This is a genomic window from Azospirillum humicireducens (assembly GCF_001639105.2).
Classification (GTDB): domain Bacteria; phylum Pseudomonadota; class Alphaproteobacteria; order Azospirillales; family Azospirillaceae; genus Azospirillum; species Azospirillum humicireducens.
Window position 1 is genome coordinate 1,947,450 of sequence record NZ_CP015285.1, and the last position, 26,993, is coordinate 1,974,442.

General features: G+C 68.5%; 30 protein-coding genes. 24 read left to right on the forward strand and 6 right to left on the reverse strand.

Annotated elements, in window-relative coordinates; translation table 11 throughout:
- The first annotated feature begins 288 nt into the window (after positions 1-288).
- Positions 289-1,044 (forward strand): TorD/DmsD family molecular chaperone, encoded by a 756-nt coding sequence (locus tag A6A40_RS09045; protein ID WP_236783618.1) that lies wholly within the window; start codon positions 289-291, stop codon positions 1,042-1,044.
- 107 nt (positions 1,045-1,151) lie between these two features.
- Positions 1,152-1,565 (forward strand): response regulator, encoded by a 414-nt coding sequence (locus tag A6A40_RS09050; RefSeq protein ID WP_063635107.1) that lies wholly within the window; start codon positions 1,152-1,154, stop codon positions 1,563-1,565.
- 31 nt (positions 1,566-1,596) lie between these two features.
- On the opposite strand, the gene A6A40_RS30375 is transcribed toward A6A40_RS09050, so the two are convergent.
- Together A6A40_RS30375 and A6A40_RS09055 are read right to left on the reverse strand one after the other, a co-directional pair.
- Positions 1,597-1,821: a hypothetical protein gene (locus A6A40_RS30375; protein ID WP_014248503.1), complete on the reverse strand. Its 225-nt coding sequence runs from the start codon at positions 1,819-1,821 to the stop codon at positions 1,597-1,599.
- A 173-nt stretch (positions 1,822-1,994) separates the two neighbouring features.
- Entirely contained in the window at positions 1,995-2,219 is a 225-nt protein-coding gene (locus A6A40_RS09055) for an SMc00767 family acetate metabolism repressor (RefSeq protein ID WP_014248504.1), read from the reverse strand.
- A gap of 424 nt (positions 2,220-2,643) precedes the next feature.
- Here A6A40_RS09055 and A6A40_RS09060 point away from each other — a divergent pair, with 424 nt between their 5' ends.
- Positions 2,644-3,012 carry a hypothetical protein gene (locus tag A6A40_RS09060; protein WP_236783619.1) on the forward strand — a complete coding sequence of 123 codons (369 nt, stop codon included), beginning with the start codon at positions 2,644-2,646 and terminating at the stop codon, positions 3,010-3,012.
- A gap of 5 nt (positions 3,013-3,017) precedes the next feature.
- Here A6A40_RS09060 and A6A40_RS09065 read toward each other — a convergent pair whose 3' ends face one another.
- From A6A40_RS09065 to A6A40_RS09075, 3 genes are read right to left on the reverse strand one after another with little or no spacing between them, the layout of a single operon-like run.
- On the reverse strand, positions 3,018-3,950 hold the full coding sequence (locus A6A40_RS09065) for an ABC transporter ATP-binding protein (protein WP_063635108.1): 933 nt from the start codon (positions 3,948-3,950) through the stop codon (positions 3,018-3,020).
- Positions 3,947-4,930, reverse strand: a complete 984-nt coding sequence (locus tag A6A40_RS09070) for an HlyD family secretion protein (RefSeq protein WP_063635109.1) — start codon at positions 4,928-4,930, stop codon at positions 3,947-3,949. Before A6A40_RS09070 ends, A6A40_RS09065 begins: the two co-directional genes overlap by 4 nt.
- A 2-nt stretch (positions 4,931-4,932) precedes the next feature.
- Entirely contained in the window at positions 4,933-5,598 is a 666-nt protein-coding gene (locus A6A40_RS09075; protein ID WP_063635110.1) for a TetR/AcrR family transcriptional regulator, read from the reverse strand.
- Positions 5,599-5,966: 368 nt separating this feature from the next.
- On the opposite strand from A6A40_RS09075, the gene nifA reads away from it, so the two are divergent.
- The 14 genes from nifA (at position 5,967) to A6A40_RS09145 (ending at position 17,972) form a co-directional block, all read left to right on the forward strand.
- Complete coding sequence (gene nifA / locus A6A40_RS09080; RefSeq protein WP_063635111.1) at positions 5,967-7,832, forward strand: nif-specific transcriptional activator NifA; 1,866 nt, start codon at positions 5,967-5,969, stop codon at positions 7,830-7,832.
- Positions 7,833-7,966: 134 nt separating this feature from the next.
- Entirely contained in the window at positions 7,967-8,863 is an 897-nt protein-coding gene (locus tag A6A40_RS09085) for an adenylate/guanylate cyclase domain-containing protein (protein ID WP_236783620.1), read from the forward strand.
- 184 nt (positions 8,864-9,047) lie between these two features.
- A complete protein-coding gene (nifB, locus tag A6A40_RS09090; protein WP_199275872.1) occupies positions 9,048-10,613 on the forward strand; it encodes a nitrogenase cofactor biosynthesis protein NifB in 1,566 nt (521 codons plus the stop codon).
- A 53-nt stretch (positions 10,614-10,666) separates the two neighbouring features.
- Complete coding sequence (locus A6A40_RS09095) at positions 10,667-10,858, forward strand: 4Fe-4S dicluster domain-containing protein (RefSeq protein ID WP_014248512.1); 192 nt, start codon at positions 10,667-10,669, stop codon at positions 10,856-10,858.
- Positions 10,859-10,924: 66 nt separating this feature from the next.
- The gene (locus A6A40_RS09100) at positions 10,925-11,461 is read left to right on the forward strand and encodes a hypothetical protein (RefSeq protein ID WP_236783621.1); all 537 of its coding nucleotides are present in this window, start codon (positions 10,925-10,927) and stop codon (positions 11,459-11,461) included.
- Positions 11,458-12,282 carry a 4Fe4S-binding leucine-rich repeat protein gene (locus A6A40_RS09105; protein ID WP_063635112.1) on the forward strand — a complete coding sequence of 275 codons (825 nt, stop codon included), beginning with the start codon at positions 11,458-11,460 and terminating at the stop codon, positions 12,280-12,282. The genes A6A40_RS09100 and A6A40_RS09105 overlap by 4 nt, the downstream gene beginning before the upstream one ends.
- Before the next feature lie 30 nt (positions 12,283-12,312).
- Positions 12,313-12,645 (forward strand): nitrogen fixation protein NifZ, encoded by a 333-nt coding sequence (locus A6A40_RS09110; RefSeq protein ID WP_063635113.1) that lies wholly within the window; start codon positions 12,313-12,315, stop codon positions 12,643-12,645.
- A gap of 31 nt (positions 12,646-12,676) precedes the next feature.
- Positions 12,677-12,982 carry a nitrogen fixation protein NifZ gene (locus A6A40_RS09115; protein ID WP_063635114.1) on the forward strand — a complete coding sequence of 102 codons (306 nt, stop codon included), beginning with the start codon at positions 12,677-12,679 and terminating at the stop codon, positions 12,980-12,982.
- 14 nt (positions 12,983-12,996) lie between these two features.
- The gene (locus A6A40_RS09120) at positions 12,997-14,148 is read left to right on the forward strand and encodes a cysteine desulfurase family protein (protein WP_063635115.1); all 1,152 of its coding nucleotides are present in this window, start codon (positions 12,997-12,999) and stop codon (positions 14,146-14,148) included.
- A 40-nt stretch (positions 14,149-14,188) separates the two neighbouring features.
- Entirely contained in the window at positions 14,189-14,398 is a 210-nt protein-coding gene (gene nifT, locus A6A40_RS09125; protein WP_014248518.1) for a putative nitrogen fixation protein NifT, read from the forward strand.
- Positions 14,399-14,403: 5 nt separating this feature from the next.
- Entirely contained in the window at positions 14,404-14,688 is a 285-nt protein-coding gene (locus tag A6A40_RS09130) for a hypothetical protein (protein ID WP_063635116.1), read from the forward strand.
- On the forward strand, positions 14,689-15,915 hold the full coding sequence (locus tag A6A40_RS09135) for a DegT/DnrJ/EryC1/StrS family aminotransferase (protein ID WP_174718513.1): 1,227 nt from the start codon (positions 14,689-14,691) through the stop codon (positions 15,913-15,915).
- 23 nt (positions 15,916-15,938) lie between these two features.
- The gene (locus tag A6A40_RS09140) at positions 15,939-16,826 is read left to right on the forward strand and encodes an SIR2 family NAD-dependent protein deacylase (protein ID WP_063635117.1); all 888 of its coding nucleotides are present in this window, start codon (positions 15,939-15,941) and stop codon (positions 16,824-16,826) included.
- 102 nt (positions 16,827-16,928) lie between these two features.
- Entirely contained in the window at positions 16,929-17,972 is a 1,044-nt protein-coding gene (locus A6A40_RS09145) for a lipid A deacylase LpxR family protein (protein ID WP_063635118.1), read from the forward strand.
- A 4-nt stretch (positions 17,973-17,976) separates the two neighbouring features.
- Here the strand turns inward: A6A40_RS09145 and A6A40_RS09150 are convergent, their stop codons facing one another.
- The gene (locus A6A40_RS09150) at positions 17,977-18,621 is read right to left on the reverse strand and encodes a DUF4337 domain-containing protein (protein WP_158279283.1); all 645 of its coding nucleotides are present in this window, start codon (positions 18,619-18,621) and stop codon (positions 17,977-17,979) included.
- Between the two features lie 174 nt (positions 18,622-18,795).
- Between A6A40_RS09150 and A6A40_RS09155 the strand changes: the two genes are divergently transcribed.
- From A6A40_RS09155 to A6A40_RS09185, 7 genes are all read left to right on the forward strand, one after another.
- Entirely contained in the window at positions 18,796-19,362 is a 567-nt protein-coding gene (locus tag A6A40_RS09155; protein WP_063635120.1) for a septation protein A, read from the forward strand.
- Positions 19,363-19,481: 119 nt separating this feature from the next.
- On the forward strand, positions 19,482-19,808 hold the full coding sequence (locus A6A40_RS09160; RefSeq protein WP_063635121.1) for a twin-arginine translocase TatA/TatE family subunit: 327 nt from the start codon (positions 19,482-19,484) through the stop codon (positions 19,806-19,808).
- Between the two features lie 196 nt (positions 19,809-20,004).
- The gene (locus tag A6A40_RS09165) at positions 20,005-21,120 is read left to right on the forward strand and encodes an SPOR domain-containing protein (protein ID WP_063635122.1); all 1,116 of its coding nucleotides are present in this window, start codon (positions 20,005-20,007) and stop codon (positions 21,118-21,120) included.
- Positions 21,121-21,386: 266 nt separating this feature from the next.
- On the forward strand, positions 21,387-21,785 hold the full coding sequence (locus A6A40_RS09170) for a response regulator transcription factor (RefSeq protein WP_063635123.1): 399 nt from the start codon (positions 21,387-21,389) through the stop codon (positions 21,783-21,785).
- A complete protein-coding gene (locus tag A6A40_RS09175; protein ID WP_063635124.1) occupies positions 21,782-23,995 on the forward strand; it encodes a 3'-5' exonuclease in 2,214 nt (737 codons plus the stop codon). The genes A6A40_RS09170 and A6A40_RS09175 overlap by 4 nt, the downstream gene beginning before the upstream one ends.
- On the forward strand, positions 23,992-24,207 hold the full coding sequence (locus A6A40_RS09180) for a hypothetical protein (protein ID WP_063635125.1): 216 nt from the start codon (positions 23,992-23,994) through the stop codon (positions 24,205-24,207). Before A6A40_RS09175 ends, A6A40_RS09180 begins: the two co-directional genes overlap by 4 nt.
- A gap of 13 nt (positions 24,208-24,220) precedes the next feature.
- Complete coding sequence (locus A6A40_RS09185; RefSeq protein WP_063635126.1) at positions 24,221-26,989, forward strand: sensor histidine kinase; 2,769 nt, start codon at positions 24,221-24,223, stop codon at positions 26,987-26,989.
- Positions 26,990-26,993 lie beyond the last annotated feature (4 nt).

The window sequence follows — 26,993 nt, forward strand, 5'->3', positions numbered from 1 at the left end:
ACAGCGATATGGCCGGACACCGCGCCGCAAGGCAACCGGCGGACCAGGCCCATGTCCAAGCCCATGTCCAAGCCCATGTCCAAGCCCATTGGCCGCGTTGACCATGGGTCGTCCCCCTGGTAGTAGAGATGGTAAACCAGATCGCGCAAACGTTCGGATCGCCAGCCGGCGACCATCAAACCAAGACCTCGACAGGACACGAAGCCAGTTCGTGCAACGTTCCCATGCGGCCCGGTTCCGGCACATGCCCGGTCAGGCCCGACAGCCGGGAGGAACAGCGTGGAGAGCATGGTTCTCGGAACGGCCGAGCGTCCTGGAGCGGCCAAATCCCCTGCCACTCCCCCGGATGACATTGGATTTCGCGACTCGGCCGAGGCCCTGCGCCGCCTTGCTCGTTTCCATGCGGAGGAGCCGACGCCGGCCCTGTTGACCGGGTTGCGCCAGAGTCCGGCCGGCTGCGGTCCGCTGGCGCTTGACCGTGACGACGCCCTGCAAGCCGCCGCCTTGGTGGACGAGGTGGTGAGCGACCTGCCCGAGCGGATCACCCGCCGTTGTCTCGCCGCGCTGGCAGCCGATTTTACCGCCATTCACCACAGTGGCGAGTTGCGCGCCTGCCCGACGGAGGGAGCGTGGTTGGACGAACGGGTCAGGGCCGAGGCCGCAGCCTCGCTCCAACGCTGGCGGATCGGGTTGGAGACGGACCTGCGACGCCCGCCGTTCGACCGGCTGCCCGACGACCATGTCGCGGTGGAACTGGCATTGCTGGCCACCCTGCTCGACCGCGGCAGGGCCGCCGATTCGGTCCGGTTCCTCGACCGCCATCCGTTGCGCTGGGTGCCCAGTTTCTGCAGCCGGATCGCCACCCGTTGCCGGGAACCCTTCTTCGCCGGCATCGCCATCCTGACCAACGCCCATCTCGACCATCTGCGCGACCGGCTGGGCGCCGCCTGCAACATGCCGCGTCCGGGCCAGGAGGAGGACGATGTCCGCCGCCGACGCTGGACGGAAGGGCGGTTTCCGCGCGCCTGCACCTGCGAATCGTAAGGCCGGCCCCACCGGAAGTCGGAGTTGCCCCGGCTCCGGTGCATCGTCCAAGGTGACGGGGGCGGCGCCCCCGTGGCCGTCCCGCCCATTTCCAGCGTTGGATGGCAATGCCCTTTCGCAGCCCCGATAGCCGGACCGATCGCAGGGGTTCCCTGCGGCTGCTTCGCCTGCTGCTGGCGGTGTCGGCGGCCTTGCCGCTTGTGCTGTTCGCCGGCATCGGGTGGCGCGAGCGGAGGGAGACCCAGGAGACCGCCGAAGACGGCGTGGCGGCCCTGGAACTGCTGGAAACCGACCGCGACTTCGACCTGGTCGTGTCGGACGTGGTCATGCCGCGCGGCGTGTCGGGCATCGACCTGGCACGGCACATCCGCGAACGCTGGCCGCAGTTGCGCGTCCTGCTGGCATCCGGCTACAGCCCGGAGTCGCTGGCGACCATGGGGGCGGATACCGCCTCGGTGCTTGCCAAGCCCTTCACACCCGACCAGCTGGTCGCGCGCATCAGGGCGCTGTCCGGCGCGTAGGGCCGATTCTGCGATGCTGCGGCCGCCTGGATCAGGTCAGGGCGCTGACGAACATCGGCGTCCACATCGCCATGCACCAGACGAGGCCCAGGCACAGGCCGCGGGTGAAGTCGTCGAAGGTCGGCTGTTCCAGGCGGTGCAGCTTCCACATCGCGTTCACGTCGCCGGGCGTCGGGGTGGCGTCATCCGCGGCGTTGGGGGGGCTGGTGGGTTCACGGCTTGCGGCTGCGCGCCGGTCGGGGTCGCGTGACGGCATGGCTGGGCCTCGCATCGATGGCGGAATGCCCAGCAAACTTGTGCCCGCCACCGCTGCCGGCCACCCTTTCTTCCGTCATCGGTGAAATTTTATCGGCATACGAAAAAAGGCCGCCACCCGCTGGACGGATGGGGCCTTTTCGCACGCGATCCGGCCGGATGGGCCGGATGCGCTCACTTGCCGGGACGGATCACCGGGGTGAGCTGGTCGCCCCAGTTGCCGGCTTCGTTGTGATAACGGGCGGTGCGCATCAGCTCCACCGTCACGCCGGCCTCGACCGCCTTGACGACGGCGTCGTTCAGACGGTGCAGGTTGTTGGCGACGATGCGGATGGCGCTTTCCTGCTCCGGAGTCATCTCCGAACGGTCATCCGGCGGCGCGTCCTTGAATCCCGACATGCGTTGTTCCTTCCCCTGGATTGGGACCGCCCCGGCGGGACCGGCAGCGGTCCAGAACTTGGTCATGATCTTGCCCGGCGTCCGATGCCGGTTTTCATCATGTACCATATCGTGTGCGCCGCGACAAAGTTCCCGACGCGCCAAACGCTTGCGACCATTGGCCTCTTGCAACCGGCAAAAGGCACCGCGCCACCAGCAGTCCGACGATGCGCCGGACGTTCAAAAGCCCTCCTCTGCAGCAATGAGCGGTTGCCGGCCGCTGCCGTCAGGATGCGATCAAGGATCTGCCGCGTTTTGTTTCCAGTTTGCAAAAGAAGATTTCGTTCAGCCCCTTACATAACTTTTGGGTTAACTCGGCTGTTGACGGCTGTCGATTGCAATGCACACAATTAGCTATAAACTTGTTTCCTCCACGGAGATTATCTTGAAGAACATCGCCGCCAAGGCTCTGTTGGTTGCGTCCTCGCTGTTCCTGATGCATGGTGCGGCGCTCGCTGGCCAGCAGGACTTTACGATCGTCAACAAGACCGGCTACCCGCTGAAGCACATCTACGTTTCGGAGAATAACAACAACAGCTGGGACGAGGATATCCTTGGCCGTGACGTGCTGAACGACGGCGAGTACTTTGAGGTTTCCTTTGCCAAGGCCGAGAAGACCTGCAAGTGGGACATGAAGGTCGTCTATGACGATGGCGAATCGGCGGTTTGGGACGGGCTGAACCTGTGCCAGATCTCCAAGCTGACGCTGAAGTGGAACAAGAACACCGGCGTCACCTCGGCCCAGACCGAGTAAACTTCTCAGCGGAAATTGTCGGTGCTGCGGTTCATCAGGTGGATGAAGACGTCTTCCAGCGTCGGGTCCGTCCCGGTGATCCGCAGCTCCGGCCGTCCGACCCAGGGGGCGAGTGCCAGGTCGAGGGCGGCGGCATCGGTGCCGCTGACATGCAGGCGACTGCCGAAGACGGCCACCATCTCCACCCCCGGCTGGCCTTCCAGCGTCGCGGCGATCCGGTGCAGGCCTTCGCCCGCCACCAGACGGGTGTGCAGGCCCGAATCGGCGATGACCTGCTCCACCGTGCCATGGGCCATCAACGTGCCATAGGCGATGTAGGCAATGCGGTGGCAGCGTTCCGCCTCGTCCATGTAATGGGTGCTGACCAGCACGGTCAGTCCTTCCCCGGCCAGCCGGTGGATTTCGTCCCAGAACTCCCGCCGCGCCTTGGGATCGACGCCAGCGGTCGGCTCGTCGAGAAGCAGAAGCCTAGGCTCGTGCAGGATGCAGGCAGCCAGTGCGAGGCGCTGTTTCCAGCCCCCCGACAATTCGCCTGCCAACTGCGTGCGGCGGTTGGACAGCCCCAGCCGGTCCAGGGCCCCGGCCACCCGCCGCCGCCGGTCGGGCAGGCCGTACATGCGGGCGACGAAGTCAAGATTCTCGGCGATGCTCAGATCCTCCCAGAAGCTGAACTTCTGGGTCATGTAGCCGACCTGCCGCTTGATCTCCGCACTCTGCCGCCGGATGTCGAGCCCGAGGCAGGTCCCCTCCCCCGCATCGGCGGTCAGCAGCCCGCACAGCAGGCGGATCGTCGTGGTCTTGCCAGACCCGTTCGGGCCGAGAAACCCATAGATCTCACCGGTCTCCACCCGAATCGACACATCGTCGACCACGGTCTTGGTGCCGAACCGCTTCACCAGCCCGCGCACGTCGATGGCGGGAGGGGTTTCCGACGTCATTGCGGCCTCGCCATCGGCCCGACACCCGCGGGCCAGACATCCACCGGCAGTCCGGGGTTCAGTGGGCGATCCGGCACCGCCTCCACCCGAAAGACCAGCTTTTCGCGGCTGCCGACGCTGTAGATCACCGGCGGGGTGTATTCCGCCTGCGAGGCGATGCGCGTGACCCGCGCCGACAGGCCGGGCGGGCAGCCGTCGCAGCCCACCGACAACGCCGTTCCCGGCGCCACCGCCGCCATGGCGGGCTCCGGGATGAACAGCACCAGCTTCACCCGCTCGGGCGGCAGCAGCGATACCACCGGCGAACCGGCCGGAACCCATTCGCCTGGGTTGTAGAGCGTGTCCTCGACCAACGCCGCGACCGGAGCGGTCGGCGCCAGTTCGGCAAGCCGGCGCTCCGCCTGGACCAGCGCCGCTTCGGCCTGGGACACCGCTTCGGCGGCGGCGCGCAGTTGCTCCGGCCGGGCCGGCAGTGCCGCGACCGTCATCTGCGCGTCGGCTTCCGCCAGTTGGCCGCGGTCGCGGTCGTAGGCGGCGCGCGCCTGATCGAGCTTGTCGGGCGATGTGACCTTGCGGGCGACCAGTTCCTGCTGGCGGGCCAGTTCGGCGGTGGAATAGCGCAAGGCCGCCTCCGCCCGCGCCTTCTGTGCGGCCAGCACGGCCACCTCCTGCGGCCGCTTTCCGGTGGCGAGGTCGGCACGCTGAGCCCGCGCCTGGGCCAGTGCCGCGGCCAAACGGTCGCGCTCCGCGAGGGCCGTGGTTCGGTCGGTGGCGAACAGCGGCGCCCCGGCCGCCACCTGCGCGCCGCGGACCACCGACAGGCTTTCCAGGGTTCCGGCGCTGGGGGCGGCGATGCGCAGATATTCCCCTTCGACATAGCCGTGGGCGAGCGGCGGCGGCCCGCCGGCACCGAAGGGAAGCCCGAGTGCCAGCGCGAAGGCCGCCAGCCCATCCGCAAGACCGGCCAGGAGTCCGCTCATGGTCATTTCTCCCCCGCACCGCGCAGCAGCACCCGGCGCAGGTTGTCGATATGCGTCTCCACCAGCGCCGGTACGTCCAGCGGCGCGTCGCCGTCCAGCCCGTCGAAGGAGCTGCGCCAGACCGCGCTCATCAGCAGCGGGGCGACGATCAGGCGGACTGTGGCATCGACAGTCACCGGACGGAACTCTCCGCCCGCGATCCCCCGCCGCAACAGGGAGGCCAGCAGGCCGAAGGCGCGGCGGATCACCTCGCGGTGGTAGAAGGCGGCAAGATCGGGGAAATTGCCCGCCTCGGCCATCACCAGCCGTGGAATGGCGGCCGCCCGCGTGGTCGCGACCAGATGCGCCACCATGCGCAGCAGCCGCTCCAGAACAGGAAAGCATGGCCCGCCGCCGGCGGCGGCCAGGGTTTCGGCCTGTTCCAGATTTGGCAGGATGGCGGAGCGGATCACCGCCTTGAACAGCTCGTCCTTGCTGGGGAAGTAGAGGTAGAGCGTGCCTTTGCTGACGCCGGCGCGTGCCGCCACCTCCTCCAGCTTCGCGGCGGCAAATCCGCGTTCGACGAAGACATCCATCGCCGCGGCGACGATCTCCTGCGGGCGGGCGTCCTTGCGGCGGCGCCAGCGTGGCGGGGATTCCGATTCGGGGCGGGGACCGCGGCCGGGCATTGCATCGCCCTCTTCATAACTGACCAGTCGGTTATTAACACGGATTCGCTTTGCCCCCAATGGCTAAGCCCATTGTGCAGCGCAACAGAATCTATGCAAAAAGTCTTGCCTTTCGGCGAGTAGTCACGGACACTTTCCACCGGCCGACAGCGTACGAACGGGTGTCAGCCAAGCCCGGTCCGGTGAACGGACATCAAGAATCGGGCGTCAGGAAATCAGGACACGAACAGCGCGGCCGGACCAACGGCCGCCGCGGTTTTCCCGGAGGGACGGATCAAGGCGCTGACGCCAGGACCCGATGCATTGCGATGTCCGGATCGTTCCATCCGGCGCATGGCGGGGTCGCAAGCCGAGCGAGGGGATCGATCATGCCGAGAGCTGCCCAGTCCGCGTCCTCTTCCAGCCTCGAGCTGCTGACGATCTATGAGGTCAGCAAGATCCTCGGATCGTCGCTGGATTTGGAACAGACACTGCGCGAGGTGCTGCGCGCCTTGTCCTACCAACTGCAGATGCACCGCGGTCGCGTCTACCTCCAGGGGGAGGACAATGCGCTTCGTCTGGTCGCGGCACTGGGGCTGCCGAGGGAGTCGACCGCCCAGGAGATCGACTACAGCCAGGGCGAAGGCATCAGCGGCCGCATCCTGAAGACCGGCATGCCCGCCGTCGTCCCCAATCTCGCCGAGGAGCCGCTGTTCAACAACCGTTCCGGCGGGCGCGACGACCTGGACGAACAGGTGGCGTCGCTGGTCGGGGTTCCGATCAAGGCGGCCGGCACCGTCGTCGGCGTGCTGACCATCGACCGCATTTCCGACGACGGCCCCAGCGGCCATTTCGGCTCCGACGTCCGCTTCCTGACCATGGTCGCCAATCTGATCGGCCAGACCGTGCGCCTGCACCGGACGGTGGCGGAGGAGCGGCGCTTCATGATGCGCGAGACCTTCCGCGTCCAGAAGGAACTGCGGCCGGTGGTGGCTCCGGTCAACGACGTGGTCTGCACCAGCCCCAACATGGTGGACGTTCTGGCCCAGGTGCACCGGGTGGCGCCCTTCAAATCCACCGTGCTGATCCGCGGCGAGAGCGGCACCGGCAAGGAACTGATCGCTCGGGCCATCCACAACCTGTCGCCGCGCAAGGACGCCCCCTTCATCCGGGTCAACTGCGCCGCCCTGCCGGAATCGCTGCTGGAGTCAGAACTGTTCGGCCACGAGAAGGGATCCTTCACCGGCGCCCAGAAGGACCACAAGGGCCGGTTCGAACTGGCGTCCGGCGGCACGCTGTTCCTGGACGAGATCGGCGACATCTCCTCCAACTTCCAGGCCAAGCTGCTGCGCGTGCTGCAGGAACAGGAGTTCGAACGGGTCGGCGGGTCGAAGACGATCAAGACCGACGTGCGCCTGATCTGCGCCACCAACCTGAACCTGGAGGAGGCGGTCGGCCACGGCAAGTTCCGCGCCGATCTTTACTTCCGCATCAACGTGGTGACGATCCACCTGCCGCCGCTGCGCGAACGGCGCGGCGACATCGCCATGCTGGCCAAGCATTTCATCGCGAAATTCGCCCGCGACAACGGCCTTACCCTGGACATCGACCATGATGCGCTGGAGGTGCTGAACCGCTGCACCTGGCCCGGCAACGTGCGCGAGTTGGAAAACTGCATCGAACGCGCTGCGACCCAATGCCGCAACGGGACCATCCGCGTGCCCGACCTGTCCTGCAGCATGAATCTCTGCAACTCGTCGGTGCTGTTCCAATACCGCACCATGGGGGCGGCGGTCGGCGGGCTGGCTCCGTCGATGAGCGGCACCGCAACCAACCCGGCTTTGGGACGCCCGCAGCAGCCGGCCATCGCCGGCATGCCGCCTGCGGTGCCGGCACCGGCGAACGGGGCGGCGAATGGAACACAATGGCCGGCCTGCGCGTCGGGCTGTTCCGCCGGTCCGGCGCCGGTCTGCGGCGCGTCCAAACCGCTGCCGCCGACCGCCATCGCCCCCCTGCCGGCTCCCCAGCCGGCGGCCGTCGCCCCCGCGGTTCCCTCCGCCCCGGCACCACAGCCCGCCGATACCCCCGACCTGCCGCTGGACGAGCCGGAGTCGGGTCCCCTGCGCGACCGTCTGGTGTGGGCGATGGAGCGCACCGGCTGGGTGCAGGCCAAGGCCGCCCGCCTGCTGGGCATGACAACCCGCCAGGTCAGCTACGCGCTGCGCAAGTACAACATCGAAATCAAGAGGTTCTAGGGCGCTCGCCTGACGGATGCCACTCCGGCACTTCGCGGGCCGCGACCACTGCCGTCGCGCCCCGCCGCGGTTTCGTGCTACCCTGCCGCGCCTTCGGTTCGATGGCCTCTTTCCGATCGAACGGATTTCCGGTCTTGCCCTCGCTTGAGAAGCCCCTCGCCCTGATGTTCGTCGACATCGCGGACAGCACGATGTTGTACGAGCGCATCGGCAACGCCACCGCCGCGGCGCTGACGCAGCGGGTGCTGGCACACCTGCGGCAGCTGGTCGAGGAGCACAGCGGCGGCGTGATCAAGAGCCTGGGCGATGGGCTGCTGGCCGCATTTCCGGCCTGCGACGACAGCGTCCGCGCCGCCTGCGCCATGATCGACAGTCAGGACCGCTATGGCCTGCGGCTGCGCGTCGGCATCCATTACGGCACGGTGATCGAAGGGGTGGGCGACCTGTACGGCGACGCCTGCAACGTCGCAGCGCGGGTGCAGCAGATCGCGCGCCAGGGTGAAATCCTGGTGACCCAGGCATTGGTGGACGGCCTGTCGCCCAACCTGCGCGACCGGACCAAACCGCTGAGCAACGTCGCGATGAAGGGCAAGGCGGCACCGATCCGCGTCCATCGGGTCCGCAGCGCCGACGACGCCGACGACGCCGTCGAAAGCACCACGCTCGGCTTCTCCATGGTGACGGAGGCCGGCGATGCCATGGTGACGCTGCATCTGTCCTACCGCGGACAGGACATCACGATGAGCCGCGCGCTGCCCCGCGTCACCATCGGGCGGGAGGACAGCAGCGGTCTGCGCATCGCCTCGCGCCAGACCTCGCGCCAGCATGCGGTGATCGACTTCACCCGCGAGAGCTTCCTGCTGACCGACCATTCCACCAACGGCACCTTCATCCGCAGCGGCGGGTCGCCGCCGCTGGTGCTGCGCCGCGATTCGACCAAGCTGGTCGGCAGCGGCCTGATCGGCTTCGGGGCGGAGGCGCTGGACGAGGGCCAGGACCATGTCGTCGCCTTCCGCGGCGAACTGGCCTGACCGCTTTGTCGGCACCCCGACAAAGCCCCCTGCCCGTCCCGCCATTGTCGCAATGACGACAGCGTCCGCGATGCCGACAATTCCCCGCAAGCCTTTGTAAGAACTTCATTTCCACCTCTGGCCCCGAACTTGCTTTTCTCCACCTCGTCCAACGGTGTCGTCCGGCACGGCAGGGAAGGAGTGGATGATGGGCAACGTGGTTTCGCTCGACAGCATCTTCGGGCTGGGGGAACTGGCCCCGCCCTTGACGATGCCGGCAGCGCCCGAGGCGGCGTCCGGCTGTTCGTCGTCGTCCTGCGGCTCATCCGACGGTCCGGCCGACATGGACCCGGCAGTGTGGGAGAAGGTGAAGAACCACCCCTGCTATTCGGAAGAGGCGCATCACTATTTCGCCCGCATGCATGTCGCGGTCGCCCCGGCCTGCAACATCCAGTGCAATTACTGCAACCGCAAATACGATTGCTCGAACGAGAGCCGGCCGGGCGTGGTCTCCGAAAAGCTGACACCCGATCAGGCGCTCAAGAAGATCCTCGCGGTCGCCCAGGAAATCCCGCAGCTGTCGGTGATCGGCATCGCCGGCCCCGGCGACAGCCTGGCGGCCGCCGGCAAGAACACCTTCGCCACCTTCGAGATGCTGCAGAAGAAGGCGCCGGACCTGAAGCTGTGCCTGTCCACCAACGGTCTGGCCCTGCCCGACCATGTGGACAGCATCGCGCAATACAACATCGACCACGTCACCATCACCATCAACATGGTCGATCCGGAGGTCGGCGCGCAGATCTACCCGTGGATCTTCTACAAGCACAAGCGTTGGACCGGACTGGACGCCGCCAAGATCCTGCATGAGCAGCAGATGCTGGGGCTGGAGATGCTGACCTCGCGCGGCATCCTGGTGAAGGTGAACTCCGTCATGATCCCGGGGATCAACGACGAGCACCTGCTGGAGGTGAACAAGGCGGTGAAGAGCCGCGGCGCTTTCCTGCACAACATCATGCCGCTGATCTCCGACCCCGCCCACGGCACCTATTTCGGTCTGAACGGCCAGCGCGGCCCCACCGCGCAGGAACTGAAGGTGGTGCAGGACGCCTGCGAGGGCGGCGCCAAGCTGATGCGCCACTGCCGCCAGTGCCGCGCCGATGCGGTCGGCCTGCTGGGCGAGGACCGCGGCGAGGAGTTCACCGCCGACAAGATCGAGGCGATGGGCGCCATCGACTATGACGACGAGGCCCGCCGCAGCTACCGCGAGCATGTGGAGGCCGAACGCGCCGGCCGCCACGCGTCCAAGGCCGCCGCCCAGGCCGATGTGCGCGACAGCGTCGGCACCGCAGCCGATCCGATCCTGATCGCCGTCGCCACCAAGGGCGGCGAGCGCATCAACGAGCATTTCGGCCACGCCAAGGAATTCCAGATCTACGAGGTCGGCCCCAACGGCGCCAAGTTCGTCGGCCACCGCCGCGTCGACCAGTATTGCGAGGGCGGTTCCGGCGACGTCGACACGCTGGACGGCGTGCTGGCGGCGATCAACGACTGCACCGCGGTGTTCGTCGCCAAGATCGGCGGCTGCCCGTCCAAGTCGCTGGCCGAGGCCGGGATCGAGCCGGTCGACCGCTTCGCCTTCGACTACATCGAGGAATCGGCGCTCGCCTACTTCAAGGACTATGCCGAGCGGCTCGGCCAGGGCGTCGTCCAGTCCCGCGCCGGCCAGGATGCGGTGATCCGCACCGGAGCGCTGACCGCGCGGCGCGCCTGACCTCCCGTTCCCCTTCCCCCTTCCACAGCCATCCCACACCGAAGGAGAGAGCCATGGCCTACAAGATCAAGTCCGCCGAATGCACCGTCTGCGGCGCCTGCGAGGCCGAGTGCCCGAACATCGCCATCAGCCTGAAGAAGGGCACCTACGTCATCGACCCGGCCAAATGCACCGAATGCCAGGGCCAGTTCGACAGCCCGCAATGCGCCGCCGTCTGCCCGGCCGACTGCTGCGTCCCGGCGTGATGTGAAAGCCCCGCGGTATCCCCTCTCCCTCCCCCCGAGGAGAGGGGGAGGATATCGGATGAAGGCTTGAACCAGGAGCACCGCGCCATGCTGGACGAGGTGGATGAGGACTGGCTCGCCCGCCGCTACTACGGCGGGGATCTTCCGCCCGAGGCGGAACGCTGCCTGCATCTGGCCGCCGCCAGCTATGCCGACAGCGGGGCGGCGCTCGCCCATCTCGCCCGCGCGGCGGAGGTTGCTCCCGGTCATCGCCTCGTCGATCTCGGCCATTACAAGTTCCACTTCTACAAGGCGAACCTCGACCGGGCGCTGGTCTATGGCGAGCGCATGATCGGCCACGCCATGGCTGCGCTCGGCGTCAACCACACCGACTGGCGCGCCGTCACCCCGGCCACCGCCGATTTCCGCGGGCTGGAGCCGGCGCCCCGCCTGTTCCTGTTCGCCCTGGTCGCCATCGGCTACCTGCTTCTGCGCACCGGCCGGCTCGATGCCGGGCGGGAGGCGTTGGGCAAGGTGCGCAACCTCGACCCCGACGACCGCTTCGGCGCATCCCGCCTGATCGCCATTGCCGACCAGCATGAGCGTGAGGAGGCCGGCGCATGAGCGACGACATCCTCGAATCCCTGGATTGGCGCGGCGAACCGGTGGACTGCACCGCCTGCGCCCACAAGGAGCGCCGGCTCGACCCGGATACCGCCGCCCTTCCCGCGGGCGGCAAGCTGACCGGACACTGCCTGCTGTTGAAGGCCTGCGTGCAGGACCGCTACGCCAAGCGCATCCAGCGCTTCTTCGAATGGAATCCGGATCTGTCCGCCGGCCATCTCGACCATCCCTATTTCGAAGTGCGGGCGAACGCCGCGCGCTTCGCCCCGATCTTCCAGATTCCCCGGCTGATGAACGACCCGGACGAGACTGTGCGCTCCGTCCTGGCCCGCCGCCTGCCGCGCCGGCTGCTGCTGAAGCTGCGCGACGACCCCGACCGCGAGGTGCGGATCGCCGTCGCTACCCGGCTGGAGGATGCCGACCTCGCCCCGCTGATGCGCGATCCCGATTGTTCGGTGCGGCTGCGGGTGGTGCGGCGGATCCCCGACGGCATGCTGCCGGCGATGATGCATGACGAGGACCCGGAGGTGCGGGTGGAAGTCGCCCGCCGCCTTTCCATGGATTGGCTGCCCAGCCTCGCCTGGGACGACAGCCCACGGGTGCGGCTGGTGGTGGCTCAGCGGCTGCCGACCTCGAAGCTGCATGTGCTGCTGCCGGATGGCGACTGGATGGTCCGCCTCGCCGTCGCCGGGCGGATCGACGCCGGGCAACTCGGCCCCCTGCTCGACGACCCGGAGGAGGAGGTGCGCGCCATCGCCCGCCAGCGCGCCGCCGGTCTCGCCGCCGGGCTCACCATCGCCAACGACCTTCCGCCCCTGTAGCGGCCCCTGAACCGACGGAGCGCCAGCGCCATGACCGACACCGAAACCGAGACTGCCGCCCCGTATCGCCGCGAGCGCGCCCGCAGCGCCGAGGACGCCAACGAGCTGGTCGGCCCGCCGGTGCTGGAACAGGGCTTCAAGGTCAAGGCCCTGCGCGACGTGCGCAACGACGGGACCTATCCCGGCCGGCCGGTCGGCGACTTCCTGATCCGCGAGGGCGATGTCGGCTACGTCATCTCCATCGGGACCTATCTGCAGATGTACTACATCTATGCTGTTGATTTTTATGAAAAACGGGTCGTCGTCGGCATGCGTGCGCGCGAGCTGGAGGTGATCGACGCCCATTGCAACGACCCTCAGTAAGCAGCCCGTCCCACCGATAAGGAGCCTCGCGATGTCCGACGTCGAAGCCGCCGCCAAGCCCGGTTTCATCCCGCCGCGCGAACCGCTGTACGACTGGGGCCTGCGGGTCACGGTGCAGGAGGATCTGTTCAACGACGGCAGCCACCCGCAGGTGCCGGACGGCGCGCTGCTGGCGCCGAAGGGCACGCCGGGCGTGATCGTCCGCGTCGGCCGTACCGAGGAAGGCAGCCTGCCGGTTTATCTGGTGGAGTTCCCCGGCGGCACCGTCGTCGGCTGCCTGGAGGAGGAGATCGTCCCGGCCGACGGGTCGCGGCGCGGCGTGCCCGGCGTGATGTGATGGGGAGTGATGCGATGACCATCTACCTCGACAACAACGCCACCACCGCCCTGGCTGCGGAAGTGCGTGACGCAATGATGCCGCACCTGTTCGGCGAGTTCGCCAACCCCTCCAGCCCGCATTCCGCCGGCATGGCCGCCCGGCGAGCGGTCAGTGAAGCGAAATCCCAGGTCGCGGCCTTGATCGGCGCCAAGCCCGCCGATCTGGTGATGACCGGCAGCGCCACCGAGGCGACGCATGCCGCCATCCTCGGCGCGCTCCGCGTCATCGAGGAAACCGACCACCGCCGCGACCACATCGTCACCACCGCGGTGGAACATCCGGCGACGCTGGCATTGTTCGACGACCTGCGCCAGCGCGGCTGGCGCGTCACCATCCTGCCGGTGAACCGCGACGGTCTGCCCTCGCTGGTCGATCTCGCCGCCGTGGTGACGGAGGCGACGGCGCTGGTTTCCATGATGTGGGCCAACAACGAGACCGGCGTTCTGATGCCGGTGGAAGGTGCCTCCGCCATCGCCCACGCCCATGGCGCACTGTTCCACAGCGACGCGGTGCAGGCCGCCGGCCGGGTGCCGGTCGATTGCGGCATCGCCGATTACCTGACCTTGTCCGCCCACAAGATGCACGGGCCGAAGGGGGTCGGCGCGCTCTATGTCCGCAAGGGCGCCCCCTTCCACGCGCTGATCCACGGCCATCAGGAGCGCCGCCGCAGGGGCGGAACGGAAAATGTGCCGGGCATCGTCGGCTTCGGCGCCGCCGCGTCGCTGGCGTCGCTCTGGCTCGACGAGGCGGACCTGATCGCCTTCCTTCGCGACCGCTTGGAGCAGGGCATCCTCGCCCGCTGGCCCGGCGCAGTGGTGAATGGGGCCGGCGCCGCCCGACTGCCCAACACCAGCAACATCCGCTTCGCCGACGGCCGCGGCCATCCGGTGGATGCGGAGGAATTGCTGATGCGGCTCGACCGCGCCGGCATCGCCGTGTCGATGGGGGCGGCCTGCTCCTCCGGCGGCAACGAGCCGAGCCATGTGCTGACCGCCATGGGGCTGAGCGGCACCCAGGCCGCCGCCAGCCTGCGCTTTTCGCTGAGCCGCACCACCACCGCGGCGGAGGTGGATGCCGTCCTGTCGGAACTGCCGGCCCTCCATGCCCGGCTGGTCGCGGCTTGAGAAAAAGCATCAATGATAACAACAGGCTGGAGTGTCCGTGATGAAGGTGATGATCCGCAAGGCGTCCGAGCAATATACGATCTACGTCGCCAAGAAGGATCTGGAGGAACCCATCGTCGAGATGGAGAAGCCGGACCTGTGGGGCGGCTGGATCAAGGTCGCCAATGGCTGGACGCTCGACCTGCCGGAGATGCCGGCGGACACCCGCCTGCCGATCACCGTAGACGCCAAGAAACGCGGAACGGAGTGACGCCCATGACCCTGTCTCCCGAGCGCATCGACAGCATCGCCACGCTGGCCGGCCGGCTGTTCGCCGGTGGCGGCAAGCTCGACGCCGTGGTCCGCGGTGTGCGCGAGGCCAACCCGGACCTGAAGACCGTCACCGGCGCCATGGCCGCGGTGATGGCCGAGGATCCCTTCCGGGAGGAGGCGGGCTTCGACCTGCATCTGGTGGACGGCAACAACCACTGCTGGCTCATCACCGACAAGCCGGAGCTTGCCACCGGCGTCGTGATCGCCCAACGGGACGAGGACGAGTGAATGAGCGAGGCCGCCGCGGTTCTGCACCAGACCTCCCCCGCCCCAGCCCCTGCCGATGACGATGAGCTGGACGACTACATCCCGTTGACCGACCCCGACATCTCCGGCGCGGAGGTCGAAATGCTCGGCCGCCTGCTGTCCTCCGGGGCCTTGAGCGACGGGCGGATGGTGCGGGCGTTCGAAGATGCCTTCGCCGCCTATGTCGGCCGCGACCATGCGGTGGCGGTGTCCAGCGGCACGATGGCGACGCTGCTGATGCTGAAGGGCTGTGGCATCGGCGAGGGCGACGAGGTGCTGTGCAGCCCCTTCGGCTGGCACCAGGTCCAGCATGCGGTGGCGCTGTCCGGCGCCACGCCGGTGCTGGTCGATATCGACTATTGGCAGCACACCATCAACCCGGAGAAGGCCGCGGCGCTGGTCACGCCGAAAACGAAGGCGATCCTGGCCGCCAACGTCAACGGCCACCCCGCCCATTGGGACGAGCTGCGCGCTCTGGCCGATGCCAAAGATCTGATTCTGCTGGAGGATTCGACCGAGGCCATCGGCTCGACCTACAAGGGGCAGATGGTCGGCACCTTCGGCGACGCCGCGGTCTTCGACTTTTCCGAACCCGGCATCCTGCTGGCCGGTCAAGGCGGCATGATCGTCACCGACGACCGCGACCTCGCCCACCGGCTGCGCTACATGCGCCGACGCGAGACGGAGCATCGCAACACGGTGGTCATCACCCGCACCCTGCCCTGGCAGGCGGGGATGAGCGACCTGAACGCCGCGCTGGCCCTGGTCCAACTGAAACGCCTGCCGGAGATCCTGACCCGCCGCAATCTGGTCATCGCCTATTACGACGCGGCGATGGCGAGCTTCGAAGGCATCAAGCCGCCCTATCGCGGGCCGGGGGCGGAGGTGGTCAACCCGATGGTCTATTGCGTCCATCTCGGCACCCGCTTCAGCGCGTCGGGGCGCCGGTCGATCATCGAGGATCTGGACACCCACGACATCGACGCCAGCGACTACGGCCAGCCGCTGCACACCCAGCAATATTACATCGAAGCGCTCGGCGAGGAGCGGGCCGGCCGCGGCGCCTGCCCGGTCTGCACCAAGACGGCCGACCGCGTGCTCGCCCTGCCGCTGCACCGCAAGATCACCCGCGATCAGGTCGCCTTCATCGTCGAAACGCTGAAGGACGCCAGCGTCAACACCGGCGCCGGCGCCGCGATCTATCTGTGAAGACCAAGAGGGAAGAGGCACCCATGACCGTCACCACGCTTGCACCCGAATCCGACTCCGTCACGGTTCCGGACGCCGCGGCGGCGCTGGCCGACATCGCCGCGGCGCTGGGGGCGCGGCAGGTGGTGCCCTATCTCGGCCCCGGCGCCTTCGCCCTGCTGCCGCCCGACCAGTGCCCGATCCCGCGCAATTCGGCCGAGCTGGTGCAGCGCCTGAACGCCAAGGTCGCCGCGCCCGGCCGCATCCGCTCCAACCTGACCGCGGTCGCCCAGTTCATCGAGACGCGCAAGCACCGCAAGACGCTGGAGGCCATCCTCAACGAGATCTTCCGCCAGACGGTGCCGGCCACCCCCGTCCATACGCTGCTTGCCGCGATCCCGGCTCCGCCCCTGCTGGTGGACGTCTGGTACGACAATGTGCTCGACGGTTTGCTGAGCGCCGCCGCCGACCGGAGCTGGGGCCAGATCCAGGGGGTGTCGCACCCGCAATCGACCGGCGAATGGGTGCGCTTCTACGACCCCGATGGCGCCGAGACGACGGCGGAGGCTGCCGCCGGTTGGGATACCGTGCTGTACAAGCCGTCGGGCGCGGTGACGCCGGCCGGCAACTACCTGATCTCCGACAGCGACTATGTCGAGATCCTGACGGAGATCGACATCCAGACCCCGATCCCTGCCGTCGTGAAGGAGCGCCGCGCGGGACGCCATTTCCTGTTCCTGGGCTGCCGCTTCGACCATGAGATCCAGCGCACCTTCGCCCGCCAGATCGCCAAGCGTTCTTCGGACAGCCATTGGGCGGTGATCCCCGGCGAGATGTCGAAGAACGAATCGCGTTTCCTGGCGCTGCACGGGATCAAGCGCATCGACATGACGCTGGAGGAGGCGGTGGAGGGGCTGCAGGCACGGGTGTGAAGGCAACCTCAACCAACTCCCCTACCACCAAAGAGGCTGCACTGCATCGCAACACACTCCCTCTCCATCCGTTACCCTGCAAAACGGATGGAGCGTGCCGGAATGGCGACGAACAGCGGCCCCACCTTGGCCGCAGCATTTGCGACCCTGCTGCTGACGGCGACGGGGACAAGCGCCCAGGAAACCACCCCACCACCGGGCGACGCGCCGGCGGCCTCCGGTCCCGCCATCGGCTTCTGGATCGACAACGACCTGTTCGGCGGCGGGACCGACCGCTACTACTCGAACGGCTTCCAGTTCTATTATTTCTCCGGTGCGCGGCCGACCTACGGAAACATCGACTGGCTGGCGAACCTCGTTCCCTGGATCGAGCCCGGCGGGGTGCGGCGCTACGGCTTTGCCTTCGGCCAGAACATCTACACGCCCAGCAACCTCAAGGCCCGCGATCCGGACCCCACCGACCGGCCCTATGCCGGCTGGCTCTATGGCCGGATTTCGGTGCTGAACGAGGCGCCGACGGCGGTCGACCGCCTCGACCTCGACCTCGGCATCGTCGGACCGTCCTCGCTGGCCGAACCGACGCAGAAGACGGTGCACAGGATCGTCAGCGGCGCCACCTACCCGGAGGGATGGGACCACCAGCTGCGCGACGAGCCGGGCGTGATGCTGAGCTATGAGCATGTCTGGCGCGGCGAGAAGCCGAACAGGCTGGGGCCATTGGAATGGGATTTCAGCCCCCATGTCGCCGGCAGCCTGGGCAATGTGCTGACCTTCGCCGCGGTGGGGAGCTCGGTCCGGCTGGGCGGCAACATGCCGCCGCCGGTGGGCGCCCTGGTGACGCGCCCCACCTCCAGCATCCCCTATCAGGACTCCCCCTATTCGGAACGGCCGGGGCGCTTTTCCTGGTACGTCTACGCCAGCGCCGAGGGACGGGCGGTGGCACGCAACATCTTCCTGGACGGCAACAGCGTCCGGGACAGCCGGTCGGTCGACAAGCATCCCTTCGTCGGCAGCATGCAGGCCGGATTGACGCTGCGCTATGGCCGCTATGGCCTGACCTACGCCCAGACCCTGCAGACGCCGGAGTTCCGCGGCCAGAAATCGCTGACCAATTACGGCTCGCTCCGGCTGTCGGCGCAGTTCTGACGGGTCAGAGGAAGGGCAGCGGCAGGATCAGGGTGAAGCCGTCGACCGCCATCAGCAGTCCCGCCAGCGCAAGGGCGCGGCTGATCCACAGGATGAAGACCTTGTCGGTGATGGCGAAGACCGACGCCAGAACGATGGCGAGCTGCAGCATGCCCTCGGCAAAGTCGAAATAAGGGTCCTGGGCTGCAGCATGGTCGCGCCGGACCTCCGCCGCCTTGGCCTTGGCAAGCAGATCCTTGCGACTGTTCTTGCCTTCATCGGCCTCCATGCGCTCGGCCGCCTGGCGGTATTCGGCCGAACGCTGCAGAGCCTTCGCCTGGGCCTCGGCCGGCATGCCGGCGGACAGCAGCTCGATCTCGTCGGCGGCAAGGCGCAGGCTGATCTGGCGCTGGGTCTTGGCCTGGTAATAGGCGAAGCTGTCCGACGATTCGATGGCGCTGGCGATCAGCTCCTTGCCGGCATTGGAACCGGCGACGCTGACGATGGCGAGCACCGCCGCCAGCAGCGAGATGTAGATGGCGGTGGAGGTCTTCACGCCATGACCACCCTCCTCCCTGCCGTCGGGATGGCGCGGTGCCGCCGCGTGGCGCTTTGCCTTTTCCCGTTCGTGGGCTTCGTCGATCAGATCCTTGACCTCGGTTGCTTCCATCGCTGCCTTGTCCTCTGCCGGTTCCCCGCCGAAAGGCGGATGCGGAAAGTCGTAGAGAAGCACAAGTTCGGAGAAAAGCCCCGGCATGAGTGCCGGCGCCGCCGGAATGCGTTGTTACCGCCGCACCGCCATTCGCCCCTTTCACGGGCGGCCGGTTCGGGCTATGTGAGGGATATGAACCAGTTCGCACGCTTGGCGATCGAGGCCGGCCCGCTGGCCGCCTTCTTCGTCGCCAATTCCCAGGCCGGCATCATGACCGGCACCGCTGTCTTCATGGTCGCCATCAGCATCGCGGTCGCGGTGTCCTGGCGGCTGGAACGCCGCATCCCGATCATGCCGGTGGTCGGCGCAGGCTTCGTGCTGCTGTTCGGCGGCCTGACCCTGTGGCTGCAGGACGACCTGTTCATCAAGATCAAGCCGACCCTGGTCAACCTGCTGTTCGCCGCCGTGCTGTTCGTCGCCCATGCGATGCGCCGGAACGTGATGAAGCGGCTGCTGGGCACCGTGCTGAACCTTTCGGACGAGGGATGGCGGACGCTGGGCATCCGCTGGGCCTGGTTCTTCCTGGTCCTGGCCGTGCTGAACGAGGTCGTGTGGCGGAACTTCTCCACCGACATGTGGGTCAACTTCAAGGTGTTCGGCATCATGCCGCTGACCCTGGTCTTCAGCGCCTTCCAGGCGCCGCTGATCATGCGCCACCAGCTGCCGGACGAGCCGGCGGAAAGCGGGCCGGCGGCCTGAAGGCCCCGCGTTAATCCGCTTCCTTCGGCGCCGGCCTCTTGTGCGGCGCGGAAGGGGCACTCACATTGGTGGCGACCGCGACGTCGTCCGCTCCGACCGATTTGCAGAGGTATTGATCGATGGGCAGTTTCAGCATCTGGCACTGGTTGATCGTTCTGGTCATCGTGCTTCTCCTGTTCGGCGCCGGCAAGCTGCCCAGCGTGATGGGCGACATCGCCAAGGGTGTGAAGGCCTTCAAGTCCGGCCTGAAGGACGAGGAGGAGGAGACGCAGGCGGCTCCCGCCCAAACCGCCGCCCAGGCCCCTCCCGCCGCGATCAACCCGACGCCCGCCCAGCCGGCCGCCCAGCCCGTCACGCAGGCTCCGGTGCCCCCGACCGCTTCCCCGACGTCTCCCACATCAGCCCAGCCGCATCCGGTCGACCCGGCCAAGCCGACTCAGGGCTGACCGGCATACCGGGACGGCACCCCCTTCTTCGCGTCGCCCGTGCGCCGGGCGCGACCGCTTGGCGGTTTGATGGAGCGGCAAAATACGATAAGGAGAAGGGGCTTTCCGACGCCGGTCCGTTTTCCGCGGACCGGCGGCCGGAAGGCCCCTCGTTGTTTTCAGCCGGCCCGCCAAGGCGGGCAAGCGCAGGTCGACCGTGACGCTCAAGCCACCGCACCGGCAGGCTCCCACCCTGTCGACACCGACGTTCAAGGACGAGATGAAAGCAAACGGCAAACCTTCCGATCCTCCGCCGCCGGAGAATGAGGACATCGCCAAGCTGCTTCGTGCCTTGAACGAGGATCTGCACGCGGATCAGCAGGACGAGATCGAGGACGACGAGGAAGAACCGGCAAGCCGTGGGCTGCCGCTGGGCAAGATCGCGCTTGCCCTGCTGGCGGCGGGCGGCATCGCCGTCGGCGTCGTCTATCTCGGATCGGGCGATCCGGAGCCGGTGACGACTGCGGCCAACAGCTCCTCGCCGATGGTGCCGGCGCCGGCCATCACCCGCGCGCCGCAGAACGGAGCGCCGTCGAATCCGGCACCGTCCGGCACGGCGACCGGCAGCGCCCCGAGCGCGGCCGTCACGCCGCCGGCACAGTTGCCCCCCGCCCAGACGTCTCCGGCGCAGCCGCCAACGGCGTCCTCCGCACCCCCGCCGCCGGTCGCCGCCCTTCCCGCCAGCCCGCCGCCGGTGCTGAAGATGCCCGAACCGCCGCCCGTTCCGGCCACGGCCCCGGCCGCCGCACCCAAGCCGCGCGCCACGGTCCCGGCAGAAGGCGCACCGCCGCCGGCTGCCCAGAAGCCGGAAGCGACCAAGCCGGAAACCGCCAAGCCCGAGCATCCGGCAGCCGGCGAGCCAGCCGACACCGGCTCGCTCCAGGCGATGCTGGCCCCGCCGAAGGAGGCCGCCAAGCGTCCACCGGCCGGCGCCGCCCCCGCCGCGCCCCCGTCCGCCCCGCCGCCTCCCCCGTCCGCCACCGGCGACGCGAAGCCTCCGGCCAAGGCAGCCACGCCACCGGCGTCCGCACCGGCCGGGCGCTACACCGTACAGGTCGGCACCTTCTCGGTGACGGCGAATGCCGATTCGCTGGCGCAGCGGCTGCAAGGCGGTGGCTTCCAGGCCTATACGGTGGATTGGACCGACAGTTCCAACCGGTCCTGGCGGGCGGTTCGCGTCGGCGGATTTGCCGATCAGTCCGCGGCCAGGCGCGAAGCGGAGCAGTTGAAAACGAAGATGGGGCTCAACCCGGTCGTGATCACCGCCCGCTGATCCCCTGCCGGACCGGTGGAGGCACGCCGCCGGTCCTTCCCCTGCGACAACCTGTCATGCAAGCGATAGCCCGGCGGCGACATTTGGTCGCGGCCGGGCTTTTTCTTGCGCCGTCTACCCCCGTTCTTTGGTCGGGGAGCCGGGAGTGCCGCTTGATCCCCGCTTGTCTTTGCTCGTACCATGGACATTCCAGGGCACGAACGCATCGCCCCGGCCACAAATTTGGGAAGCCGGCAGCAGACCGGCGCACCGGAGGACGCCCCGCCATGAAGCCGACCATCCTGGTCGCCGACGACGAACCCAGCATCGTCCTGTCGCTCCAGGTTCTCCTGCAGCGCGCCGGGTTCGATGTGCGCATCGCCCGCGACGGGGACGAGGCGCTGCGCTCGGTGGAGGACTATACCCCCGACCTGATCCTGCTCGACGCGATGATGCCGAAGCGCGACGGCTTCGACGTCTGCCAGACCCTGCGGACCAACCCGGCCTGGAAATCCCTGCCCATCATCATGCTGACGGCACGCAGCCGCGACGTCGAACGGCAGAAGGGGCTGGCACTGGGCGCCACCGACTACATCACCAAACCCTTCTCGACCCGCGACCTGCTGACCACCGTCCGCCGCCACCTGGGCCTGCCGGCCATCGGCGGCGTGGAGCCGGCGCGGTGACAGCGCCCAAGACCACAGCCGCGACAGCCCCTTCGCCCCGGCGGATCGTCCCGCTGGCCTTCCGCGCCGCCGGCTTGGGTCTGGTGGCACTGTCGGTCGGACTTGCGATGGCGGTGCGCGGATCGGACGCGGCGGATCCGCTGCTGACCTATGCCGTGGCGATGACGGCCGCCTGCGCGGCGGCGGTGTGGGGGCTGTGGCTGGCGGTCGACCGCTACCTGCTGCGCGCCGCCGAAACGCTGAGCCGCGAGGCCGGGCTGATCGCCCACGGCAATGCGGAGGGCGCGGTTGGCGGACGGGTGCCGCTGGCGCGCTACGGCGACCTGCTGCCGATCGCCCGCGCGGTCAACGACCTCTCGGACAAGCTGGCCCAGGTCCGCCGCGACATCGCCCGCACCGTCGCGGACTCGACCGCCAAGGCGGAGGAGCAGAAGACCCAGCTCGCCGCGGTGCTGCGGGATCTGCATGAAGGCGTCCTGGTCTGCAACACCCGGCACCAGATCCTGCTCTACAACCAGACCGCCCTCGACATCCTGCATCTGACGGGGGAACTGGGGCTGGGCCGCTCCATGCTGCATTTCGTGGTGGCGGAGCCGCTGACCCACACGCTGGAACGGCTCTCCTTGCGCGTGCGCGAAGGCCGGCACGTCAATCACGAGCACGGCACCACCGCTCAGTTCGTCGGCGCCACCACCGACGGCCGCATCCTGCTGGAAGGCCGGATGAGCGCCATCCTGCAGGAGCCGGAACCGGGATCGGACGAGCCGCCGGCCATCACCGGATATGTGCTGACCCTGTCCGACGCCACCAGCGAGCTGGCTGCGCTGGGCCAGCGCGACGCCCTGCTGCGCGAGGCGACCGAGGGGTTCCGCGCGCCGATCGCCAATCTGCGCGCCGCCGTGGAAACCCTGTACGACGCGCCGGACCTCGGTCCCCGCGACCGTGCGGCCTTCGAAAGTGCGATGCTGGACTCCTGCGACAGCCTGTCACGGCGACTGGAGCAGGTGACCGCCGCCTACCGCAGCGTCGTCACCGGCAGCTGGCCGATGAGCGACATCCATTCCAACAACCTGATCGGCCTCGTGGCCCACCGGGTGGGGAGCGCGTCCTCCGTCACCGTCACGCTGACCGGCCTGCCGCAATGGGTGCATGGCGACAGCCACGGGCTGGTCCTGCTGTTCGCCTATCTGATCGAGAAGGTGCATGGCCTGACCGGAGCCGCCGCCTTCGACCTGGAAGCCGCCGGGCCGCAGGACGGCGACCGCTGGGTCTATCTGGATCTGGTGTGGGAAGGGCCGGCCGTGCCCAGCGCCACGCTGGACGGTTGGCTGGACCGGACGCTGCCGGGCGGGCTCGGGGGCTTGAGCGCCGGCGACGTGCTGCAGCACCACCGCAGCACCGCCTGGAGCGAGCCGCTGCCGTCCGCCGACGGCGGCGCCGATGGGGGCGCCGATGGCGCTGCCAAGCGGGCGCGGCTGCGCGTGCCGCTGCCGCCGGCTCAGTCGCCGCGCTCGGCCCAGCCGCGGCCGCGGGCCAGCGCCCGGCCGGAATTCTTCGATTTCGGGCTGCTGCACCAGCCGCTGGCGACCAGCGAACTCGGCCGCACGCCACTCGACCGCCTGCATTACGTGGTGTTCGACACCGAGACCACCGGCCTGTCGCCCAGCACCGGCGACGAGATCATCCAGATCGCCGCCGTGCGCGTCGTCGGCGGGCGCATCCTGACGGGGGAGACCTTCAACACGCTGGTCGACCCCAAGCGGCCGATCCCGCCGGAGTCGGTCCCCTTCCACGGCATCACCGACGGCATGGTGACCGGCAAGCCGACCATCGACGCCGTGCTGCCGCAGTTCCGCGGCTTCGTCTCCGGTGCGGTGCTGGTGGCGCACAACGCCGCTTTCGACCTGAAATTCCTGAAGATGAAGGAACGGGCGGCGGGCGTGACCTTCGATTGTCCGGTGCTGGACACCATGCTGCTGTCGCGCATGCTGCTGGGCAATGACGGCGACCACACGCTGGACGGCATCGCCGAGCGGCTGGGCATCGAGGTGGTCGACCGCCACACCGCGCTGGGCGACAGCCTGGTCACCGCCGCGGTCTTCCTGCGGATGATCGAGATGCTGCGCGACCGCGACGTGCGGACGTTGGACGACGCCATCCGCGGCGCCAACATCCTGGTCGAACTCGCCGCAAGGGAACGCGCCTTTTGAGCGCGCCGGACCGCGACGAACCGCCGGCCCTCCGCCGCCGCGAGCGCATGGCCGGGCTGTTCCTGCTGGCCGCCGTCCTGTTCAGCCCGCCGCTGCTCGGCCTGTTCGGGGTGGAGGCCACGATTTTCGGGATCCCGGCCCTCTATGCCGGGGTCTTCGGCGTCTGGGCGGCGGTGATCCTGCTGGCGGCGCTCGCCGGCCGGACCCGATAGGAAAGGGAGCGGTATGGGCGTCGGACTCGATTGGGGCACGATCCTGGTCGTGGCGCTGACCTATCTGTCCGCCCTGTTCGCCATCGCCCATTGGGCCGACCGGCGGGAAGCGGCGGGACGCAGCGTCATCGCGTCGCCCACCATCTTCGCCCTGTCGCTGGCGGTCTACTGCACGACCTGGACCTTCTACGGCTCGGTCGGGCGGGCGGCGACGCTGGGGATCGGCTTCCTGCCGGTCTATCTCGGCCCCACCCTGCTGATGCTGCTGGCCCCGCTGCTGCTGCGCAAGGTCCTGCGCATCGCCAAGGCGCAGCGCATCACCTCCATCGCCGATTTCCTGGCAAGCCGCTACGGCCACAGTCCCCTGCTGGGCGGGCTGGTGGCGTTGACCGCCACCGTCGGCGTCACCCCCTACATCGCCCTGCAGCTGAAAGCGGTCGCCGTCAGCTTCGACGCGCTGACCGGCGGCGGGCTGGAGGCGTCCCCGGCCCCCTTCCTGGACCAGGGATTCCTGATCGCCGCGGTGATGGCGCTGTTCGCCATCGTCTTCGGCGCCCGCCAGATCGACGCGGCGGAGCATCACCCCGGTCTGGTCGCGGCCATCGCTCTGGAATCGCTGGTGAAGCTGGTTGCCTTCCTGGCCGTGGGGATCTTCGTGGTCTGGGGCCTGCATGGCGGCCTGGACAACCTGTTCTCCGCGGCAAGCGCCGTCCCCGACCTTGCCCGGCTGTTCGGCGGCGACATCGCGCTGGAGGGAGCCGCCTCGGGCGTGTGGGTGACCACCACCATCCTGTCGGCAGCGGCAATGCTGTGCCTGCCGCGCCAGTTCCAGGTGATGGTCATCGAATCGGTGGACGAACGCCAGCTGGACCGCGCCGTCTGGCTGTTCCCGCTCTATCTGCTGCTGATCAACCTGTTCGTGCTGCCGGTGGCGCTGTCGGGACTGCTGACCTTCGGCGGACGGGTGGACCCCGACCTGTTCGTGGTCGCCCTGCCCCTGCATGGCGGGGCGGAGTGGCTGGCCCTGCTGGCCTTCCTTGGCGGACTGTCGGCGGCGGCGGGGATGATCGTGGTCGAGACGGTCGCGCTGTCGACCATGCTGTGCAACAACCTCGTGGTGCCGGTTCTGCTGCGCGTCCGGCCGGCGGTGCTTGCGCGCTCGGCCGATCCGGCGCCGGTGCTGCTGATGGTCCGGCGGGTCGCCATCGTCGCGATCCTGCTGTTCGGCTACGGCTATTACCGGCTGGCGGGATCGGCCTATGCGCTGGTGTCGATCGGACTGATCTCCTTCGCGGCGGTGGCACAGTTCGCCCCGGCCCTGATCGGCGGGCTCCACTGGCGCGGGGCGACCAGGCGCGGCGCCATCGCCGGGGTGGCGGCCGGCACGCTGGTCTGGGCCTATACGCTGCTGCTGCCCAGCTTCGCGCGGTCGGGCTGGCTGCCGGCCAGCTTCATCGCCGACGGGCCTTGGAGCATCGCGGCGCTGCGGCCCTATGCGCTGTTCGGGTTGGAGGGCTGGGATCCGCTGGCCCATGCCCTGTTCTGGAGCGCCCTTGCCAACATCGGCGCCTATGTCGGGCTGTCGCTGTTCGACCGGCCCGGCGCGGTGGAGCGGGCCCAGGCGGCGGCCTTCGTCGATGTGTTCGAACCGACGCCCGCCGCCATGCCGCCCATATCGCCCGCGGACTGGCGCAACGCCGCCAGTGTCGGCGACCTCGCCCGCGTGGTCGCCCGCTTCCTCGGGCTGCAGCGTGCCGAGCAGGCCTTCGCCGGTGCCGACCCGGACGAGCCGGCGGGACCGGAGCGTCTCCGGCTCGCCGAACGGCTGCTGGCCGGCGCCATCGGCGGGGCCTCGGCGCGGGTGGCGCTCGCCTCGTCTGTCTCGGCGGGGGCGGTGGAGGCGGCGGAGCTTCTGCGCATGCTGGACGAGACCAGCGACGTCATCGCCCACAGCCGCCAGCTGGAGTTGAAGACGGCGGAGCTGGAGCGCGCCACCGACGCGCTGCGCGCCGCCAACGAGCAGCTGACCGAGCTGGACAGGCTGAAGGACGAGTTCCTGTCCACCGTGACGCACGAGCTGCGCACGCCGCTGACCTCGATTCGCGCCCTCAGCGAAATCCTGCATGACGATCGTGAGCTGGAACCCGAACAGCGGCAGGAGTTCCTGGCCGTCATCATCAAGGAGAGCGAGCGGCTGACCCGCCTGATCAACCAGGTGCTCGACATGGCGAAGATCGAGGCCGGCGCGCTCGACTGGCGGATCGAGCGTATCGATCCGGCCGCCCTGCTGGCCCAGGCCGTGGCGGCGACCGAGGCGCTGTTCCTGGAACGCGGCATCGCGCTCTCGGTGGACATCCCGGGCAACCTGCCACCGGTGCGCGGCGACGAGGACCGGGTGATCCAGGTGGTGGTGAACCTGCTGTCCAACGCCGCGAAGTTCACGCCCACCGGTGGGCGGACCCGGCTGGAGGCCAAGCCGGACGGAGACATGCTGCGAATCGCGGTGATCGACAGCGGGCCCGGCGTCTTGCCCAAGGACCGCGACATCGTGTTCGAGCGTTTCCGCCAGGCCGGCGACATGCTGACCGGCAAGCCGGCCGGCACCGGGCTGGGACTCGCCATCGCCAAGCGCATCATCGAGCATCTGGGCGGCAGAATCGGGGTGGAGGACGCCACCGCCGGATTGAGCGCCGAATCGGGCAAGGGAGCCGCCTTCTGGTTCACCCTGCCGTTTGTGGGACCGCATTCCGCGCAGCCGTTCAACGCGAAGTCCGAAGCGTAGGCAC

What these genes read in the sequence shown, in the direction of transcription:
- A6A40_RS09045 (WP_236783618.1), top strand. Translation starts at nt 289, where the DNA reads ATGGTTCTCGGAACGGCCGAGCGTCCTGGAGCGGCCAAATCCCCTGCC.
- A6A40_RS09050 (WP_063635107.1), top strand. Translation starts at nt 1,152, where the DNA reads ATGCCCTTTCGCAGCCCCGATAGCCGGACCGATCGCAGGGGTTCCCTG.
- A6A40_RS30375 (WP_014248503.1), bottom strand. Translation starts at nt 1,821, where the DNA reads ATGCCGTCACGCGACCCCGACCGGCGCGCAGCCGCAAGCCGTGAACCC.
- A6A40_RS09055 (WP_014248504.1), bottom strand. Translation starts at nt 2,219, where the DNA reads ATGTCGGGATTCAAGGACGCGCCGCCGGATGACCGTTCGGAGATGACT.
- A6A40_RS09065 (WP_063635108.1), bottom strand. Translation starts at nt 3,950, where the DNA reads ATGACGTCGGAAACCCCTCCCGCCATCGACGTGCGCGGGCTGGTGAAG.
- A6A40_RS09070 (WP_063635109.1), bottom strand. Translation starts at nt 4,930, where the DNA reads ATGAGCGGACTCCTGGCCGGTCTTGCGGATGGGCTGGCGGCCTTCGCG.
- A6A40_RS09075 (WP_063635110.1), bottom strand. Translation starts at nt 5,598, where the DNA reads ATGCCCGGCCGCGGTCCCCGCCCCGAATCGGAATCCCCGCCACGCTGG.
- nifA (WP_063635111.1), top strand. Translation starts at nt 5,967, where the DNA reads ATGCCGAGAGCTGCCCAGTCCGCGTCCTCTTCCAGCCTCGAGCTGCTG.
- nifB (WP_199275872.1), top strand. Translation starts at nt 9,048, where the DNA reads ATGATGGGCAACGTGGTTTCGCTCGACAGCATCTTCGGGCTGGGGGAA.
- A6A40_RS09095 (WP_014248512.1), top strand. Translation starts at nt 10,667, where the DNA reads ATGGCCTACAAGATCAAGTCCGCCGAATGCACCGTCTGCGGCGCCTGC.
- A6A40_RS09105 (WP_063635112.1), top strand. Translation starts at nt 11,458, where the DNA reads ATGAGCGACGACATCCTCGAATCCCTGGATTGGCGCGGCGAACCGGTG.
- A6A40_RS09110 (WP_063635113.1), top strand. Translation starts at nt 12,313, where the DNA reads ATGACCGACACCGAAACCGAGACTGCCGCCCCGTATCGCCGCGAGCGC.
- A6A40_RS09115 (WP_063635114.1), top strand. Translation starts at nt 12,677, where the DNA reads ATGTCCGACGTCGAAGCCGCCGCCAAGCCCGGTTTCATCCCGCCGCGC.
- A6A40_RS09120 (WP_063635115.1), top strand. Translation starts at nt 12,997, where the DNA reads ATGACCATCTACCTCGACAACAACGCCACCACCGCCCTGGCTGCGGAA.
- nifT (WP_014248518.1), top strand. Translation starts at nt 14,189, where the DNA reads ATGAAGGTGATGATCCGCAAGGCGTCCGAGCAATATACGATCTACGTC.
- A6A40_RS09130 (WP_063635116.1), top strand. Translation starts at nt 14,404, where the DNA reads ATGACCCTGTCTCCCGAGCGCATCGACAGCATCGCCACGCTGGCCGGC.
- A6A40_RS09135 (WP_174718513.1), top strand. Translation starts at nt 14,689, where the DNA reads ATGAGCGAGGCCGCCGCGGTTCTGCACCAGACCTCCCCCGCCCCAGCC.
- A6A40_RS09140 (WP_063635117.1), top strand. Translation starts at nt 15,939, where the DNA reads ATGACCGTCACCACGCTTGCACCCGAATCCGACTCCGTCACGGTTCCG.
- A6A40_RS09145 (WP_063635118.1), top strand. Translation starts at nt 16,929, where the DNA reads ATGGCGACGAACAGCGGCCCCACCTTGGCCGCAGCATTTGCGACCCTG.
- A6A40_RS09150 (WP_158279283.1), bottom strand. Translation starts at nt 18,621, where the DNA reads ATGGAAGCAACCGAGGTCAAGGATCTGATCGACGAAGCCCACGAACGG.
- A6A40_RS09155 (WP_063635120.1), top strand. Translation starts at nt 18,796, where the DNA reads ATGAACCAGTTCGCACGCTTGGCGATCGAGGCCGGCCCGCTGGCCGCC.
- A6A40_RS09160 (WP_063635121.1), top strand. Translation starts at nt 19,482, where the DNA reads ATGGGCAGTTTCAGCATCTGGCACTGGTTGATCGTTCTGGTCATCGTG.
- A6A40_RS09170 (WP_063635123.1), top strand. Translation starts at nt 21,387, where the DNA reads ATGAAGCCGACCATCCTGGTCGCCGACGACGAACCCAGCATCGTCCTG.
- A6A40_RS09185 (WP_063635126.1), top strand. Translation starts at nt 24,221, where the DNA reads ATGGGCGTCGGACTCGATTGGGGCACGATCCTGGTCGTGGCGCTGACC.